General features: G+C 68.1%; 21 protein-coding genes and 1 tRNA gene. 6 read left to right on the plus strand and 16 right to left on the minus strand.

Going from position 1 to position 15,997, the window contains the following annotated elements; all coding sequences use genetic code 11:
- Positions 1-6: 6 nt before the first annotated feature.
- The 11 genes from ACIBK9_RS47430 to ACIBK9_RS47480 all read right to left on the minus strand — a co-directional run bounded on the left by ACIBK9_RS47430 (position 7) and on the right by ACIBK9_RS47480 (position 5,255).
- Positions 7-336, minus strand: a complete 330-nt coding sequence (locus ACIBK9_RS47430) for a hypothetical protein (RefSeq protein ID WP_397165720.1) — start codon at positions 334-336, stop codon at positions 7-9.
- Positions 336-995, minus strand: a complete 660-nt coding sequence (locus ACIBK9_RS47435; RefSeq protein WP_397165722.1) for a hypothetical protein — start codon at positions 993-995, stop codon at positions 336-338. The genes ACIBK9_RS47430 and ACIBK9_RS47435 overlap by 1 nt, the downstream gene beginning before the upstream one ends.
- Positions 992-1,582: a hypothetical protein gene (locus ACIBK9_RS47440; RefSeq protein ID WP_397165723.1), complete on the minus strand. Its 591-nt coding sequence runs from the start codon at positions 1,580-1,582 to the stop codon at positions 992-994. The genes ACIBK9_RS47435 and ACIBK9_RS47440 overlap by 4 nt, the downstream gene beginning before the upstream one ends.
- Entirely contained in the window at positions 1,579-2,604 is a 1,026-nt protein-coding gene (locus tag ACIBK9_RS47445) for an AAA family ATPase (RefSeq protein ID WP_397165725.1), read from the minus strand. Before ACIBK9_RS47445 ends, ACIBK9_RS47440 begins: the two co-directional genes overlap by 4 nt.
- Positions 2,604-2,813, minus strand: coding sequence for a hypothetical protein (locus tag ACIBK9_RS47450; protein ID WP_397165726.1), 210 nt, complete (start codon positions 2,811-2,813; stop codon positions 2,604-2,606). The genes ACIBK9_RS47445 and ACIBK9_RS47450 overlap by 1 nt, the downstream gene beginning before the upstream one ends.
- Complete coding sequence (locus ACIBK9_RS47455) at positions 2,810-3,109, minus strand: hypothetical protein (RefSeq protein WP_397165728.1); 300 nt, start codon at positions 3,107-3,109, stop codon at positions 2,810-2,812. The genes ACIBK9_RS47450 and ACIBK9_RS47455 overlap by 4 nt, the downstream gene beginning before the upstream one ends.
- Positions 3,106-3,363, minus strand: coding sequence for a hypothetical protein (locus ACIBK9_RS47460; protein ID WP_397165730.1), 258 nt, complete (start codon positions 3,361-3,363; stop codon positions 3,106-3,108). The genes ACIBK9_RS47455 and ACIBK9_RS47460 overlap by 4 nt, the downstream gene beginning before the upstream one ends.
- Positions 3,360-3,659: a hypothetical protein gene (locus tag ACIBK9_RS47465; protein WP_397165731.1), complete on the minus strand. Its 300-nt coding sequence runs from the start codon at positions 3,657-3,659 to the stop codon at positions 3,360-3,362. The genes ACIBK9_RS47460 and ACIBK9_RS47465 overlap by 4 nt, the downstream gene beginning before the upstream one ends.
- Before the next feature lie 84 nt (positions 3,660-3,743).
- The gene (locus ACIBK9_RS47470; RefSeq protein WP_397165733.1) at positions 3,744-3,893 is read right to left on the minus strand and encodes a hypothetical protein; all 150 of its coding nucleotides are present in this window, start codon (positions 3,891-3,893) and stop codon (positions 3,744-3,746) included.
- Positions 3,890-4,678: a phage antirepressor KilAC domain-containing protein gene (locus ACIBK9_RS47475; protein ID WP_397165735.1), complete on the minus strand. Its 789-nt coding sequence runs from the start codon at positions 4,676-4,678 to the stop codon at positions 3,890-3,892. The genes ACIBK9_RS47470 and ACIBK9_RS47475 overlap by 4 nt, the downstream gene beginning before the upstream one ends.
- A 337-nt stretch (positions 4,679-5,015) precedes the next feature.
- A complete protein-coding gene (locus ACIBK9_RS47480; protein WP_397165737.1) occupies positions 5,016-5,255 on the minus strand; it encodes a helix-turn-helix domain-containing protein in 240 nt (79 codons plus the stop codon).
- 208 nt (positions 5,256-5,463) lie between these two features.
- Here ACIBK9_RS47480 and ACIBK9_RS47485 point away from each other — a divergent pair, with 208 nt between their 5' ends.
- The 3 genes from ACIBK9_RS47485 (at position 5,464) to ACIBK9_RS47495 (ending at position 8,780) form a co-directional block, all read left to right on the plus strand.
- Positions 5,464-5,931 (plus strand): hypothetical protein, encoded by a 468-nt coding sequence (locus ACIBK9_RS47485; RefSeq protein ID WP_397165739.1) that lies wholly within the window; start codon positions 5,464-5,466, stop codon positions 5,929-5,931.
- Between the two features lie 152 nt (positions 5,932-6,083).
- Positions 6,084-6,461, plus strand: coding sequence for a hypothetical protein (locus ACIBK9_RS47490; RefSeq protein ID WP_397165740.1), 378 nt, complete (start codon positions 6,084-6,086; stop codon positions 6,459-6,461).
- A gap of 765 nt (positions 6,462-7,226) precedes the next feature.
- Entirely contained in the window at positions 7,227-8,780 is a 1,554-nt protein-coding gene (locus ACIBK9_RS47495; protein WP_397165742.1) for a hypothetical protein, read from the plus strand.
- 127 nt (positions 8,781-8,907) lie between these two features.
- Here the strand turns inward: ACIBK9_RS47495 and ACIBK9_RS47500 are convergent.
- Positions 8,908-8,979 (minus strand) — tRNA-Val (locus ACIBK9_RS47500).
- 451 nt (positions 8,980-9,430) lie between these two features.
- Between ACIBK9_RS47500 and ACIBK9_RS47505 the strand changes: the two genes are divergently transcribed.
- The gene (locus ACIBK9_RS47505) at positions 9,431-9,847 is read left to right on the plus strand and encodes an SsgA family sporulation/cell division regulator (RefSeq protein ID WP_020547189.1); all 417 of its coding nucleotides are present in this window, start codon (positions 9,431-9,433) and stop codon (positions 9,845-9,847) included.
- Positions 9,848-9,907: 60 nt separating this feature from the next.
- Here ACIBK9_RS47505 and ACIBK9_RS47510 read toward each other — a convergent pair whose 3' ends face one another.
- Positions 9,908-10,537 carry a DUF305 domain-containing protein gene (locus ACIBK9_RS47510; RefSeq protein WP_397165743.1) on the minus strand — a complete coding sequence of 210 codons (630 nt, stop codon included), beginning with the start codon at positions 10,535-10,537 and terminating at the stop codon, positions 9,908-9,910.
- Positions 10,538-10,619: 82 nt separating this feature from the next.
- On the opposite strand from ACIBK9_RS47510, the gene ACIBK9_RS47515 reads away from it, so the two are divergent.
- Entirely contained in the window at positions 10,620-12,002 is a 1,383-nt protein-coding gene (locus tag ACIBK9_RS47515) for an LVIVD repeat-containing protein (RefSeq protein WP_397165744.1), read from the plus strand.
- 49 nt (positions 12,003-12,051) lie between these two features.
- On the opposite strand, the gene ACIBK9_RS47520 is transcribed toward ACIBK9_RS47515, so the two are convergent.
- From ACIBK9_RS47520 to ACIBK9_RS47530, 3 genes are read right to left on the minus strand one after another with little or no spacing between them, the layout of a single operon-like run.
- On the minus strand, positions 12,052-12,882 hold the full coding sequence (locus ACIBK9_RS47520; protein WP_397165746.1) for an aminotransferase class IV: 831 nt from the start codon (positions 12,880-12,882) through the stop codon (positions 12,052-12,054).
- Positions 12,879-13,829 (minus strand): chorismate-binding protein, encoded by a 951-nt coding sequence (locus ACIBK9_RS47525; protein WP_358285607.1) that lies wholly within the window; start codon positions 13,827-13,829, stop codon positions 12,879-12,881. The genes ACIBK9_RS47520 and ACIBK9_RS47525 overlap by 4 nt, the downstream gene beginning before the upstream one ends.
- Positions 13,830-13,858: 29 nt before the next feature.
- The gene (locus tag ACIBK9_RS47530; RefSeq protein WP_397165748.1) at positions 13,859-14,776 is read right to left on the minus strand and encodes a LysR family transcriptional regulator; all 918 of its coding nucleotides are present in this window, start codon (positions 14,774-14,776) and stop codon (positions 13,859-13,861) included.
- Between the two features lie 57 nt (positions 14,777-14,833).
- On the opposite strand from ACIBK9_RS47530, the gene ACIBK9_RS47535 reads away from it, so the two are divergent.
- Positions 14,834-15,991 (plus strand): Rid family hydrolase, encoded by a 1,158-nt coding sequence (locus tag ACIBK9_RS47535; protein ID WP_397165749.1) that lies wholly within the window; start codon positions 14,834-14,836, stop codon positions 15,989-15,991.
- Positions 15,992-15,997 lie beyond the last annotated feature (6 nt).

Consider the following 15,997-nt stretch of genomic DNA (forward strand, 5'->3'; position numbering starts at 1 on the left):
ATCTCCTCAGGGGGTGTAGAGGTCGGAAGGGCTGCCGTGCTCGTACTCGGCACGGCGGGCGAGGTCCTTCGCCTGGAGAGCGAGGTCGGTCGGGCACATGCCGCACCGGCTGAGCAGGTGCGTGCGCGACTCGCATGGCGGAGCGTCCGGGTAGCAGACGTGCCCGGCCGGCCGGGTCTCCCGGCAGGTGTCGCAGAACGCCATGTCCTCGACGGCTACCTGGTCGGCTTCGGCCTCGCGGACCGTGCCACACGAGGTGCAGGCCGCCTCGCTGCCGCCGAGAGACTGGTGCGGCGCGTCGGTGCCGCAGCCGAGGCAGTACAGGGAGGGCAGCATCACGCCACCTCTTCCAGGTAGAAGGGCGTGGAGCCGCACCCGCAGGTGAACAGGCCGACCCTCGGAGTGCTCCAACCAGGACACTGCAGGTGCCCGAACCGCTCCATCGCCTCGATGAAGGCGCCGTTCTGCTGGATCAGGTCCCACACGTCGACCGCGATCACCGGAAGCAGGTCGCCAGGAGTGCATGCCTCGATCGGTGCGGGACGGTACCCGCCCTCGTTGTCGAGCAGCACCCACCCGAACCGCCAGTGCCTGACCGGGATCTCGTAGGGGTGGGCCACGCCATGCAGCACCTTCAACCCGATCCGCGCAGCATCGGCGGGGGCGACGTCGTCGATGAGGTCATGGCAGGCGGCGCACCCGCGCAGTAGGTTCGACGCCACGTTCGACGTGGAGTTCTTTCTGCCTACACCGCCCGAGCCCTTGCCGCGCCGGTGCGGCGTCTCGGTGGCCGGCGCGCAGCCGAAGCACTTGAGCCCGATCTCGCAGGCGCCGTCCGAGCGCTCCTTGACGATGTCAATGACCGCCTTCGGGGCGGTCTGCGGCCCGGCCTTGCGCTTGATCGCCTCGCCTGCGGCCTTGAAGCCCTTGCCGCGCTTCATCGGCGACTTCGCCTTCAGCTCCGTGTACCGCTTCAGCGGCCCGCCGGGCTTCACTGCTCCCCCGCTTCGATAGCGGGACGGAGCAGATCGCCGAGCACCGGCTGCAGCGTGCCGTCCTGCCACGCCTGCCACACCAGCTCCCGCGCGCCAGGCCCGGCACTGAACGCGAACTTCCCGGTCGGCTCCCCCCGGGTCACCTCCGCCACCTTGATCCGAGTGCCGGCCTTGTCCTTCAGGTAGCCGTTGGCGTCGATCCGCTTCAGCAGCTTCTTCAGGTGATCCTCACGGATCCGCATCCTCAGCAGGTGCGGCATGTGGTCGCGGAGGAACTCACGCAGCGTCTCGTCTTCAAGCGCCTCGGGGGTGAGTTCTTCGACGAACGCGTCTGGGTCATCGTTGGCGACGATCGCCGCGACCGCCGCCATGTTCACCTGCGTCTTGGGCGGCCCGTCGTAGATTGCGATGGCCCCGATCTCCGTGCCGTCGAGCAGCTTGACCGCGAGCCCCTTGGAGTCGGTGTCCTTCCGCAGGTCGGCGAACACAGGTTCGGCGTCCTTGCGGAGCTGCTCGTAGCCTTCGGTGACGATGTCGACCAGCACCTTGGCGGCGCCTGTCTTCAAGGCGTGCATCTTGGCGTTCACGCGGCGGCCCCGTTCGACTCGGCGCCCATCTGCTGCTGGAGTTGGGCGATGCGCTGCCGCACATAGTCGGCCTCGGCAGGCGTGATCTCGCCCGCCTTCGCCAGCGGCCCCGTGGCCGTCCACACCAGGCGCAGCGCTTCGACGTTGGCGGCGTCCTCCGCCTCGCCCAGCAGCCGCTTCGCCGCCTCCGACAGGTTGTCCAGGTCAGGCGACTCAGCGCCCGGCTTCATCTCCGTCATGTCGCGCACGTTCGCCGCGGACGGGTCGCACTTGAGCGCGTCGAAGATGAGCCGCTCCAGCGTGAAGTCCGGCATCGGCTGCGGCTTGTCCACTCCCGGTTTGATGCCGGCGTGGACGGAGCGGGCGCCCACCACGATCGGCGGGTGGTCGCGCGACAGCCGCACCCACACGGACGCGTCGAAGGCGAGGTTCTTGTGCCCCTCAACCTTGTAGTCCTTGCTGCCCTCGACGGGCCTGCCGGAGCTGTCGAGCGAGGCGACTTCCTTGCCTCGGGCGGTCATGACGACGATCCCGGGGAAGGTCATCAGCATCGTCATGAGGCGGCGGTGCCTTGCCGTGGCGTCGTTCCAGAGGTTCATCGGGATCTGCACTTCGGCGTTCGGGTCCCGCTGCAGCCGTTGCTGGTTCGACCTCGACCCCTTGGCGCGGTTCGCCGCCCAGTCCTTCAGCAGGTCCCACTCGGCGGTCATCGAGTCGATGACCAGCACGACGGGCGGCTCGCCGGCGGCGGCAGCGCGGGCTGCTTCCTGGCGAATCTCAGCGACCTGCCCGAGGATGTCCGCCCAGGTGCCGTTGTGCTCCACCACGAGGTAGCGGGCGCCGGGGATGGCGCCGTACTCGTCGGCGGCGCCCTCGTTGAGGTCGATCCAGTACGTCTGGCCGACCTTGTCGGAGGCGGACAGCTCGGCGGCGGCCCAGCTCTTGCCGGCCTTCTCGCCGCCCTCCAGGAGGATCAGCGGCCACGGCACCGCACCCGTGGGCCTACGGGTCCTGATCGCCATCAGTGCTCGTCTCTCTCGTCGTTGGGGGTGTAGGTCTGGAGGGGGCGGGACTGCTCCCGCCATGCGGCTACAGCGCCGGCGCACACCTCTCGCCGGTCCACGTCCAGACGGGAGTGGAGTTCGCCGGCCACGGCCATCTCCAGCACCTGGTGGTCGGTGAGGCGCAGCACGACGGCGGCGTCAGTGATGGACAGCCAGTTGGAGGTCACGACGCCACCTCGCCGGCCTCGCCCAGGAACCGGGCGTAGACGCGGTACTCGCCATCAACCGTCCGGGAGACGGCGTCAAACTCGCCATGGGCGGCCAGCGCCTCAACCACCCCGTCACGGATGCGCTGGGCTACGCCGCCAGCCCGCGTAGGCGTGGCGGTCGCGCCGATGAACGCCCACTCCCCCGGACGTGCACACAAGGTGACGGCTACCTGCTCGTAGTCGAACGGGAGAGCCTTCGCCCACCTTCTGGTGGACCGTGGAGGGTCCTCGAAGCGGATCTCGAAGTCGCTCATGCGCTCGCTCCCGCCTGCTCGGCGAGGGGCGCCCACTTCTGCCAGGCGTGGCCGACTCCGGGACGCCACCAGACCGTCGCGTCCTCAGGCAGGCCGTTCGCCTCCTGGTATTCGAGGATCCGAGCGCACTGCATGTGCGCCTCAGCGATGCCGTCCACAGGCTCGGTGGCCATCTGCTCGTCGCCCTCGGAGTCGAGGCAGGTGCCTCGCACCTGGAACTCGGCTACCAGGACGGGCGCGATCGTGACGGTCATGCCAGCACCTCGCCCATCTGAGCCGCGAGGTCAGCGCGTCGCGCCTGGTCGATCAGCGCGTCGACCTGGGGCCGGATGTCGCGGACAAGGTCGCCGCCGTACTCCACCAGGTCCAGCGCGTCGGCCGCGTCGATCCCGAGCGAAGCCAGCACTGCGACGATCAGCGCCGCACGGGCGTGCCGGCCGCCTTGGTCGAGCTGGTTGGTGTAGGCGTACAGAGCGAGTGCATCGAGCACTCGGCCGACCTCAGGCGTTAACGCCGCCTGGTCGGGGGCAGATGCGATGATGGCTGTCATAGGTCCTGCTCTCCTCTCTCACAGGAGCTCAATAGAGCGGGGTCTCGCGAGGTCCGGCATGGCGTTGCTGGGCCTCGCGGCATGTCAGGGGGTAGGGGTGCGCTGTGCGGGGACAAACCAGTCCCTGGCGTCGTCCCGGTCGATCTCGGCGAGGTCCGACTTGCCGAGCTCCGACATCCGCATCGACAGGCCCAGCGTCAGGTAGGCGGCTCCCCACCGCTCGACGGCGGTCACGCGATCTCTCCGATCGCGAACAGCGTCGACTGATGGTTGAAGTGCTTGATCAGCCGCTTGCGCAGCCAATCCAGGCCGTCAGCAGTGACACGCGTCGTCGGGGTCGCGTCCCTGCCGGCCTTCGTGGGGATGACCTTGAAGAAGCGGTCCATGCCCTTGAACTGATACGGCGTGTTGTTCGCCTTCAGGATCTTCAGGTCGTCGCTGCGCAGCAGGTCCAAGAAGTTGTTCCGGCCCAAGCCGCCCGTGATCCGGGCGAAGATCTGCGCCACCGCGGCCCAGTCGAAGGTGCCGTCGGCTTCCATCAAGTCCGACCACGCTTCAGCGAGAGGCAGCAGCTCGTCGCGCTGCTTCTCTGCGATGGCTCGCGCGTCGACCTCGTCGGCGAGACGGCGAAGCGCTGCTGCGTAGTCCTCTGGGATGGGCGTGCGGGTCTGCGCGACCAGTTCGCCGCGGCGCAGCCGGGGCAGCACGTCGCCGAACACCCACTTTTGGAAGCGGGTCACCTGCTTCCGGATGGCGTCGTTCTTGATGCGGGCCGCCTGCCGCTGACCCATCACGCGGTAGAAGCCGGCTTCGGAGACGTGCCAAACCTGCTGGTTACCGCCAAGGGTCGGAGCTATCTCCGACCCTTTCTCGTCCTCGGGGACGGTGCGGAGCATGTCACGCGCCTCGTTGAAGCCGAGCGAGCGGGCCAGGCCAGGAGCCTGAACCTTGAACGAGTCGCCGTCCGGAACGATTCGGAGCTCGAACTCGCCGTTGTCGAACAACTGAATTTCGCTCACGACACCCTCCGGACCCTCTTGGGGTGCTCCTTGGCGACTAGCGGGCGCACGTTGCTGCTGGCGTTGGGCAGCGGAGGAGGCTGAGGCGTACGCCGTTGCCTGGGCTGTCGCGCCGGCTGCGGCTTCGGCTGAGGCGCTTCCACAGGGGCGGGCTCGTTCTGCGGCCAACGCTCCTGCTGAGTGTCGATCCACTCGACCATCTCGGCCGTGAACCGGTACTCACCGAGGATCATCCGAGACGGCCACCTGCCGAGCGAGGCCATGCGAGCTACGGCTCGCGGCTCACACTGGTAGCGATCAGCGAGGTCGCGGGTCGTGTAGAGCTTCTCCAACCCGCTCATGCTGACTCCTGGCCGGCTTTCACCGGCTGCGCCGACATGTCCTTGATCGCCTCAAGGTCTTCGCGGGCGAAGCGCAGGAGACGTCCAACGCGGCGATGGGGGATGAGTCCCTGTCGCGCCCTGAACTTCAGCCAATAGGGCGTGAGCTGCACAAGGGCTGCAGCTTCCTCTGCTGTGTAGAGGATCTGTTCCTTCGCCTGCTCGAACGCTCTGGCGTCGTCGCTGGTGACTTCCATGGCTTCAAACTAGCCCCGCTCGCATGCGTTCGCAAGCTTTCGCATGTTTTGACTCGCACACGCATGCGAGTCAGGACATGTGTCCGCATGTTGACACGCGCCTCTACATGCGAAGACTCGCCAATGCGCGCCGAAACCCGTAAAGTCCTGTCTGACTCGGGGACAGCCCCTCAGATCTCCCCCCGGCGACAGTCAGGATGCAGAGGTCATGAGCGACACCACGTACCCACGGGAAGCCTGGGTGAGGCTCGGGCAACAGGCCCGCCAGAGACGCATCGACCTCGGGATGAGCCAGCCCGACGTGAGCGCAGCAGGTGGCCCATCCACCGGCGTAGTCAGCAAGATCGAAAACGCTAGGCAGTCTTCATATGAAGATCGGGTCCTCGCGCAGCTCGAACGAGCACTCCAATGGCAATCCGGGAGTGCGCACGAGGTGCTTCGAGGCGGAGAGCCTCACATCGTCGGCGAGTCTCGATCCGCACACAGAGAGACTCCTGGCACCGTCACCACACCCGACAGGGCCGGCGAGGACGATTCGCCGATCACTCCACAGTTGCGTGCTCTGCTTGAGCAGGCACAGAGACGCACGGATGAGCGGTTGGCGGAGTTGAACAAGAAGATGGATGAGCAGAACGAGCTAATCAAGAAGCTTTTGCGAGACAAGCGGGGCGCGTAGAAACTTCTGTAGAGCACTCTTTGTAACGGATTCATTACACCAAGCTTTAAGGTCTGGACCAAATACGCCTTTACAGCGTGGTATGTGTAGACCCGACAGCTCATATGGCGAGGGATCGCAGCCGCACTCTCCACCCTCAGGAGGCGTCCGGAGTGGCATCTCGCGACAACGACGACACCAACCCTCCCAACGGCAACAGCAGAGGAGGTGATGTACGCAAAACCCTCATCGGCAAGGCCGTGCGATACGCCCGCGTCACCCGCAAGGACCGCGGACTGATGCACGAACTCCTCGCAGAACTGGAGCACCCCGGCCTCGGGGAGCAGGAGGAGCTGAGCACCCCTCCGCGCGCCTTCGTGCAAGCTCTTCGCAGACCAAAGAATGCCCGCCGCAAGACGATCGCGGTCGTGATCGACGGCGTGACCGTTCCCCTACTTCTTAACCCGCAAGGAAAAACGGACCGCGAACGAGAGCAGTGGCTCTGGAACTTCTGCCGCAGCTTGGTAAGGGAGGTCCGGAGTGAGCGATGAAATTCGTTCCATTCCATTACGGCTGGACCTTCCGTCCGAACTCGCCGCCGTCGCAATTCCCCTCCAGGAAGACGAAGACGCAGTCGTCATCCTGAACTCCAACGAGCAAGACCTGCGCGGCACCTACGTCGAACTCCGCCTTCGCACTTTGATTCCTCTCCTCGTGGGGTGGGTCATCGGGCACACCAAGTGGATCCGCCAACACCAGCTAGTGACGTCGATCGTGGCCGCTACCTCGGGCGCGGTGCTGGCCACAGGGCTTCCTCCTGTCTTCAAGAAGGAAGAGCCCCACGAGGTCGGGTCTCAACCGAGCGTGACCGTCATGGTCACGCCCACCCCCTATCCACCGTCCTATGCCAGCCCATCCCACAAGCCCGCCCGATCTCCCCACACGCCGCACCCTCAGCAGGCATCGAAGGAAGGAATTCCTTCCCCGCCAACCCCGCCGGCCAGAACCTCACACCCATCGCCTGCTAAGTCTCCTCGTCGGCCAAGCAACAGCAGCACGCCCACCCTGGAACGGACCGCCCCCGCCGAATCGCTGACGCCTTCGGATCCGCGTCCTCGGCGAACAGAGGCTCCACCCAGACACACACCTACAAGCTCCACAGAGACACACGCCCCACCCTCCGCCTCCACGGAGGCGCCTTCCACGGTGTCGACGCAGGATTGCACCCTTCACGTGGATCTGGACCCGCTCCTCGATCTGTGCGTGATTTCCTAGACGACACCCATCCCTCGCAATCCCCCACAAGGAGCTCCCCTATGGGCTGGTCCGAGAAGCGCGGCGGATTCTGGCGTGCCCGCTGGCACGCTCCATCCGGCAAGGTCGAATCCATGTCCGGCTTCCTCACCAAGAAGTCCGCGGACAAGTTCTGGCAGGACCAGGAGTCATCCATCCGCGCCAACCGGTACGTGGATCCGAAGGCCGGACAGATCCTCTTCGAGGACTACGTCAACCTCTGGTACGCCTCGCTCGACCTTGAGCCGTCGACCATGACCAACTACCGGTACTACCTCGAACACCACATCCTCCCCACGTTCCAAGGGCGCAGCCTCGCCGCTGTCGCCCACTCCCGAGAAGAGATCGATGCGTGGGAGAAGGACATCGTCAAGGTCCATGAGTACGCGCCCCGTACCGCGAAGGACGCCCGCATCACCCTGGCAACGTGCCTGAACGCCGCCATCCCTCACCGCATCCAGTTCAACCCGGCTGTGAAGGAGAAGGCCAAGGGCCGGCGCGGGGTGCGGCGGGTGGAGCAAGCCCAGGCCAAGCAGAAGGCCAAGGACGTCCCCACCCCCTTGGAGGTGATCCTCTACGCCGAACGGCTGGCCGCAATCAGCGGCCAGGACGACGATCTCGTCCTGGAGCTGCTGTACGCGTTCGGCGGCGTGCGATGGGGCGAGGCCCTGGCTCTGGGACCTGACTACCTGACGGACGAGGGCCAGCTCGACATCGCGCGGAAGCTGTATGAGTTGAACGGCTTCTATCGCGGCATCCCGAAGGACGGGTCGCTGCGCGAGCTGGATCTGCCGCCGTTCCTGCTCGACCTCTTGGCTGACATCAAGCCGCGGCGCTGTACGTGTAAGCCGCGGGACCGCAAGCCGGGTGAGCCAGAGTGGTGCACGGGCCGCGACTATCTGCTCCTCGGCCCCGATGGAGGGCATCCGCGCCGCAGCAACTTCGGCCGGCGCTTCATCCGCCCCGCTGCGGATGGCTGGTGGCCAGGGAGAGGCGGCAAGAATCCGAAGCCTTCCCTGCCGGTCATGGTCGACCTGTCGCAGGGCTGGCCCGGTGTGCCTGTGGATCCGTGGCCAGTTGCCGAAGGGGGGCCCTTCGAGGTTCCACCGATCATCGAGCGCGGCCGGGCGCACAAGCGCCTGTCGCCCGATACTCCCGTGGCGGTGTGGCTGCCGATCCGGAAGGGCTTGACGACGCACTGGCTGCGGCACACGCAGCAGACGTGGATGGCCGAGGACCGCATTCCAGACATCATCCGGGATGAGCGAATGGGGCACTACGTCCAAGACCACGAGCGGGTCAAGGCGCTGATGCGGGATCACTACACGCATGGCACCGACCTGATGCGGGACAGCGTGGTGGAGACGCAGCAGCAGCGCTGGGAGACGGCGCTAATGCAGCGGGCCGAGTTGGAGCGGCTCTGGTCGGAATTCGGCCTTCCGCGGCGCTCAAGTGTGCCGCTGATGAACCGACTACTGGAGCCGTACAGGGAGAAGGCCGTGTCGTCCTTGGCTACTCCGTTGATCCCTCGCATCGGCGGAAGGCGACTCAGCCGGAAGATCGCCAAGGTGGGTTAGAGATCGCCGGAATTCCCTACCATCGAGGCAGGTTATTTCATGATCACTCCCATCCGGCTCCCAGAATCGGACATCCCGGACAACGCAAGAGGCCGCTTCTCGAAAGAAGCGGCCTCTTGACCTGCTGTGGGCGATACTGGGATCGAACCAGTGACCTCTTCGGTGTGAACGAAGCGCTCTCCCGCTGAGCTAATCGCCCGCCCTGTCGGCGCCTTGCGGTGCTGACGGGGAAAACCATACCGCACTCTCGGGGTGGTGGCGAAACGGAGCGGTCGCGGGGCGATCTTCGGGAGCTCCTGGCGCGAGGGATTCGAGCGAAAGGCGGCGGTTGCCCATCGGCGTGGTGGGTCGGTGTCATACCATCGACGTGTCCCGGAAGACACCGATCGCGATCTTTTCGGTAGAAACGTTCTTGGTCGAGCCCGTCGGGGCAGGCTCTACAACAGCAAAACCCTCGCAAATACGACCCGATTGATGCCGTTTAGCCAGGTAGATGCCTAAATGTCCAGCTGTGATGTGCGTTACAGAAGGCCCTTGAGGCGGAATCTTTCCTACAGGTTTCTTCGTTCCGCGTCATAGCTCAGGACGAAGTCCGTCAGAGCAGTGAAAGCCCCGAAGAGGGGACCTACGACGAAAAGGTTTGGCTGACGATGAACAGCACCACCGTCTCCGCCGAGCTTGGCCTTCGGCTAGTGGTCCCCGACCGTACTACCGTCCCCCTGCTCGCCGGACTGAGCTACACAGCCGACGATCCGTATGCCATCCGCATGGCCTTCCACGTAGGGAACGACGAGCCGGTCGAGTGGATCTTTGCTCGTGAACTGCTGACCGTAGGCATCGTGCGGCGGGTCGGCGACGGCGACGTGCAGGTATGGCCCGCACGCGCCGATGGCGAGCGCACCCTGCACATCAGCCTCACCTCGCCGTTCGGGCAGGCGCTCTTCGAAGTGCCGCTGGCCCCCCTCACGGAGTTCCTCCACCGGACGTACGAGAAGGTGCCCGCGGGGCGCGAGACCGATTTCATGGACCTGGACGCCGAGCTCACCAACATGCTCTGGCCGTCCTGAACCGTCGCCATCCGAGGCCCCGGCGTCCACCCCGACGCCGGGGCCTCGGCATGTGCGGCGTCAGGACGGGAGGGACGGGAGGGACGGGAGCGTGGTCGCGGCCTGGCGCATGCGTTCGATCTCGATGCTCTGGCCGGAGTAGACGTCCCTGGCCAGCAGGCGCATGCGGTAGTCGCGGCCGCCGGCCAGCTCCTCCCCCGCCATCTTCACCGCCCCCTGGTGGTGCCGGGTCATCAGGCGCAGGAACAGCTGGTCGAACGCGGCCCCCTTGGCCCCTCGCAGGGCGTTCAGCTGCTGCTCGGTGGCCATGCCGTAGCCGACCGCCGCGCCGTGGTCGTGGCCGGCGGGGGCCGGGCGGCCCAGTTCGGCGAGCCAGACGGTCATGGACCTGATCTCGGGGGTCTGGGCGGCGGTGATCGAGCGAGCGAGCGCGCGGATGACCGGGGTGGTCGTACGGGCCTCGACCAGGGAGGTCATCTCCAGCGCCTGCCGGTGGTGCGGGATCATCGCCTCGGCGAAGCGCACGTCGGCGGCGAGGGTGGGGGCCGGGCTCGGGCCGACGCGTTCCCCGGGGGTCGCCGTCCTGGCCGGGGCTCCGGGGCTGGCGGGCACCAGGACGGGGGCGTCCGTCCCGACGACCGGGATGTCCGGGGCAGGCGGCTGAGAACAGGCCGAAAGCGCAAATGTCATCACAACTGTGATGGAGATCGTACGCGGCCACCAACGTGCTGGCATAACTTCCATAGTGAGCCACGAGAGATAAAGGGGACGCGTGTTGATCTTCGCCAAGTTGCGCGGAGCGGTGTTGTGCGCGGCGTTGTTGCTGGCCTCGGCCTGCGCGGCGGAACCGCCGTCGGCCGGTGATCCGGGGCCCGCCTCCTCGAAGGAGAGCGGCACGGCGTCGGGCACGGCCTCAGGCACGGGCGAGGTGCTGACCAGCGCCAACGTCAAGCACGTGGCGAACGTCCCGCGCTCCGGCCCGTTCGCCGGGGACGACAACTTCAACACCGACCTGGCCTTTCAGGGCGATTACGCGTTCGTCGGGAACTTCGCCGGGTTCACGATCTATGACATCAGCGACCCGGCCAAGCCCAAGACGGTGAGCCAGGTGTCCTGCCCGGCGCAGCAGAACGACGTCAGCGTGCACGGCGACCTGCTGATCCTCTCGGTCGACGAGCCGCGCGACAGCGCGGGCTGCGACTCCAACGAGGAGACCCGCAACTGGGAGGGTCTGCGCCTGTTCGACATCAGCGACAAGAAGCGCCCGCGCTACGTCGGCGCGGTGCTGACGGACTGCGGCTCCCACACCCACACCATGGTCCCCACCGACGACAAGCTCTACGTCTACGTCTCCTCCCCCGGGCCCGAGCCGGACTCGCGGACCTGCTCGCCGCCGCACCAGAACATCCAGATCGTGGAGATCCCGCTGGACGACCCCAAGTCCGCCAAGGTCGTGGCACAGCCGAACATCTTCCCCCAGGAGCAGAACACCGAGATGTTCGCGGGCTGCCACGACATCACCGCCTACCCGGAGAAGAAGCTCGCCGCGGCGGCCTGCTTCGGCGACGGCGTGCTGCTCGACATCTCCGACCCGGTCAACCCACGGGTGATCCAGCAGATCCGGGACACCGAGAACTTCCAGATCTGGCATTCGGCGACGTTCAACAACGACGCGACGAAGGTCGTCTTCGGGGACGAGTTGGGCGGCGGCAGCCAGGCCACCTGCGACGCCGGCACGCCGCGCACCAAGGGCGCCGACGCCGTGTACGACCTGGTGAACGGCAAGCTGGAGCGCCGCGGCTACTTCAAGATCCCGCGCAACCAGGAGCCGGACGAGAACTGCGTGGCCCACAACGGCTCGCTGATCCCGGTGAAGGGCAAGGACGTCATGGTCCAGTCGTGGTACCAGGGCGGGGTGTCGATCTGGGACTTCACCGACTCGGCCAACCCGAAGGAGATCGGCTTCTTCGAGCGGCGTCCGTACCCGGAGGGCGGCATCGCCGGCTCGTGGTCGGCCTACTACTACAACGGCTACATCTACTCCAGCGACATGCGCGAGGGCCTGGACGTGCTGCGCATCGACGACCCGATCACCGATCCGGCCAAGCAGGTGAAGATGGACGAGTTCAACGTCCAGACGCAGCAGTCGTACTGACGGATGAAGGGACAGGGCCCCGGAGGCGGGGCCCTGTCCCTTGGGCGGGTCAGGGGTTGAGGTCGGCGGCGGCGCGCTCGGCGAAGATCCGCATGGCCTTGGCGGTGATCGGGCCGGGCGCGGTGGGCAGCTCGGTCCGGTCGACCAGCCTGATCGGCTGGATGTCGCGGGTGGTGGAGGTGAGGAACGCCTCCTCGGCCTCGTACAGGGCCTGCAGCGGGACGTCGGTCTCCTCGCCGCCGCACCATTCGAGCACCAGCGCGCGGGTGACGCCGGCCAGGCAGCCGGAGGCGAGCGTGGGGGTGATCAGGCGGCCGTCGCGCACGATGAAGATGTTGGAGCCGGTGCCCTCGCACAGGTCGCCCGCGAGGTTGCCGAAGATCGCCTCCCCGGCGCCCTGGTTCTTGGCGTGCAGCAGGGCCTTGGCGTTGTCCCCGTAGGAGGTGCTCTTGACGCCGGACAGCGCGCCGCGCTCGTTGCGCGGCCAGGGGACGACGGCCACGTCGGCGGTCTCGGGGAACGGCTTCTGCTCGTCGACGATGACGATCGAGGTGGTTCCCTGGTTGCCCCGGTCGGAGCCGAGCGGGCCGGGACCGCTGGTGTAGGTGATGCGGATGCGGCCGAGCGGCCAGGCGGGGGCGGCCGCCAGCAGCTTGCCGACGCCTTCGGCGATGGCCTCGACGTCGGGCTCGGGCAGGTCCATGCGCTGGGCCGAGAGGGTGAGCCGGTCGAGGTGCCGGGTGAGCGCGAACGACTCGCCGTCGACGATCTTGATCGTCTCGAAGACGCCGTCGCCGACCATGAGCCCGTGGTCGAACACGGACACGGTGGCCTGCGCGGGGTCGATCAGTTCCCCGTTGACCCAGACAGGGATGTTCATGCGTTTCCTCCTGAGGATGCCAGTGAGATGAGCCTGGACGCCTTCAGCTCGGTCTCGGACCATTCACGCGCGGGGTCGCTGCCCCACGTGATGCCCGCGCCGGTGCCGAAGCGGATCTCGCCTGCTGAGATCCAGAATGTTCTGATGCCCACGGCCAGCGCCGCCCTGCCCCGGTCGGCGTCGACCCAGCCCACGGCACCACAGTAGGGCCCCCGGGGGACCGGTTCGAGCTCATTGATGATGCGCAGAGCGGACGACTTGGGCGCGCCCGTGACAGACCCGGGCGGGAAAGTGGCGGCGAACAGCTCCGGCCAGCCCGCTCCGGGCGCGAGCCTGGCCCGCACGGTGGAGACGAGGTGGACGAGACCCGGATGCTCCTCGACCGCGCACAGGGAGGGCACCTCGACCGAGCCGACCGCCGCGACCCGGCCCAGGTCGTTGCGGACCAGGTCGACGATCATGACGTTCTCGGCGTAGTCCTTCTCCAGCAGGTCGGCGGCGGTGACGCCGGTGCCCTTGATGGGGCCGGACTCCACGACGTCGCCCTCGCGCGACAGGTAGAGCTCCGGCGAGGCCGACACCACGCTCAGCCCGGGCACGTCGACGACGGCGGCGTACGGGGCCGGGTTGCCCTCGGCCAGCCGCGCGGCCAGCGCCAGCGGGTCGGCGCCGGGCGGGACGGGTGCGGACAGGACGCGGCAGAGGTTGGCCTGGTAGACCTCGCCCCGCTCGATGTGGTCGCGGATCGCGCGCACGCCGCGTTCGTAGGCGGCCCGGTCGAGCGAGGTATGCCACTGGCCCGGATGTGGACCGTGCCAAGGGCTCCTGGGCGAGGGCAGCGCGGACGGGCGCACGCGGTCGAAGCGGGCGCAGGTCGCCGTGCCCTCGTAGTCGACGACGACGGCCCACCAGCCCTCGCCGTCGAGGGCGGCGAGGTCGGTCGTCACGTCGCGGAGTCCGGTGGCGAGATGACCGTTTAAGTGGGCGAAACCGTCGTACACATCTCCCATTGTCCCAGCATCTCGACCAGTTGCAGCGCGGAGGGCAGGGGAACCTCGGGAAGGGCCGCGTACACCGTGCGGACGGGGGTGGCCTCGCGCAGCGGTTTGAGCACCAGGTTCGGCGGCACCGCCCGCGCGGCCAGCTCGGGTACCAGCGTCACGCCGAACCCGGCGGCGACGAACCCGAACTTGCCTGACCATTCGGCCACCCGCAGCCCGCCGCGCGGCGTGAACCCGGCGGCGGCGCACGCGGCCACCAGCGGCGTCGGCTGCCCGCGCGGCGCGGCCTCGATCCAGCTCTCCTCGGCCAGGTCGCGCAGGTCCACGTCGGGCTCGGCGGCCAGCGGGTGGCCGGCGGGCAGCGCGACGAGCAGCCGGTCCTGGCAGAGCCGGACGAGCCGGGCGTCCTCGGCGGGCAGTCCGGCCGGGTAGTCGCTGATCACGGCCACGTCGAGCGCCCCGGCGTGCAGGCGTTCCATGAGCCGCGAGGTCAGCGCCTCCGTCATCCGCAGCTCGACGCCGGGGTGGGCGGCCAGGAAGCGCTTCAGCGTGGAGGGCATGAGGTCGACGTTGGCGGTGGCGAACGCGCCCACGCGCAGCGTGCCGCCGCGCCCGGCGTGGATGGCGGCCAGCTCCTCGCCGGCGCGGGCCAGCCGGTCGAGCACGGCGACGGCGTGCCGGTGCAGGGCCGTGCCGGCGGGGGTCAGGCGCACGCCGCGCGCCAGGCGTTCGAACAGGGGGCCGCCGCCGGCCCGTTCCAGCGCGGCGATGCGCCGGGAGACCGCGGACTGGGTGTAGCCGAGCAGCTCGGCGGCGGCGGTGAAGGAACCGCTCCTGGCCACCTCGTCGAAGAGGCGGAGGGCTTGGAGATCGAAGGCATTCGTCTCATGCATGGCTGCCATGCAATCTAGTCGGTGGTGGAATACCTCGCATCCCTGTTCACTGTTCCCGTGATTGCATTTCTCGGACAGGGACGCATGGGCGTCCCCATGGCTCGGCGACTCGTGGAGGCCGGGCACAAGGTGACGACGTGGCGGCGCGGGACCGGTGTGACGGCCGCCGAGGCGGTGGAGGGCGCCGAGCTGGTGATCAGCATGCTCAGCGACCCGGCGGCGGTGCGCGAGGTGCTGACGGCCGCGCTGCCCGGTCTGCGGCCCGGCGCGACGGTGGTGGAGATGTCCACGATCGGCCCAGAGGCGGTGCGCGAGGTGCGGGAGCTGCTGCCCGCGTCGGTCGCGCTGGTGGACGCGCCGGTGCTGGGCAGCGTGGGCCCGGCGGCGGACGGCTCGCTGGTGGTGCTGGCCGGCGGCGACGTGTCGGGCTGCCGCGAGGTGTTGTCGGTCTTCGGCGGCGTGCGCGAGACCGGGCCGCTGGGGTCCGGCGCGGCGATGAAGATCGCCGTCATGAGCGCGATCGTGCCGGCGCAGGTGCTGGTCGCCGAGACGCTGGCGTACGGGGCGGCGCACGGCGTGGACCGGGACGCGCTGCTCGACGTGCTGGCCGGCACGCCGCTCGGCCAGGTCGCCGAACGGCTGCGCACGCCCGCCGCCGAGACCCGTTACTCGCTCGGCCTGGCCGCCAAGGACCTGGAGCTGGCGGCGTGGGAGGGCGCGTCGATGGCCACGGCCGCCCGGCGACGCCTGCAGGAGGCGCGGGCGGCCGGGCTGGGCGAACGCGACCTGACGGCGGTGGCCGAGCACGTCGGCGGCGCCCCGGCCGCGCGCGCGGTGCCGCTGAACCTGTCCACGATCCCGGCCACGAACGGCGCGTACTCGCACGCCGTCCGGGTCGGCGACATGCTCTACGTCTCCGGCCAGGCCGCCTTCGACGAGCAGGGGCACGTGGTCGCCCCCGGCTCGCTGAAGGACCAGGCCGAGCACATCTTCGCGGTCACCACGCGCATCCTGGCCGACCAGGGCGCGACCTGGCAGGACGTCGCCTTCATCCGCACGTACCTGACGGACATGGACGACATCCTCCAGCTCAGGGACGTGCGCAACCGGTACGTCACCGGCACTCCCCCGGCCAGCACGACCGTCGAGGTGTCGAAGCTGTTCCGGCCGGGGCTGGTGATGGAGATGGACCTGATCGTCGCCCTCCCCCGCTGAGCCGGG

Source organism: Nonomuraea sp. NPDC050227 (assembly GCF_044459705.1).
In the GTDB taxonomy this organism is placed as follows: domain Bacteria; phylum Actinomycetota; class Actinomycetes; order Streptosporangiales; family Streptosporangiaceae; genus Nonomuraea.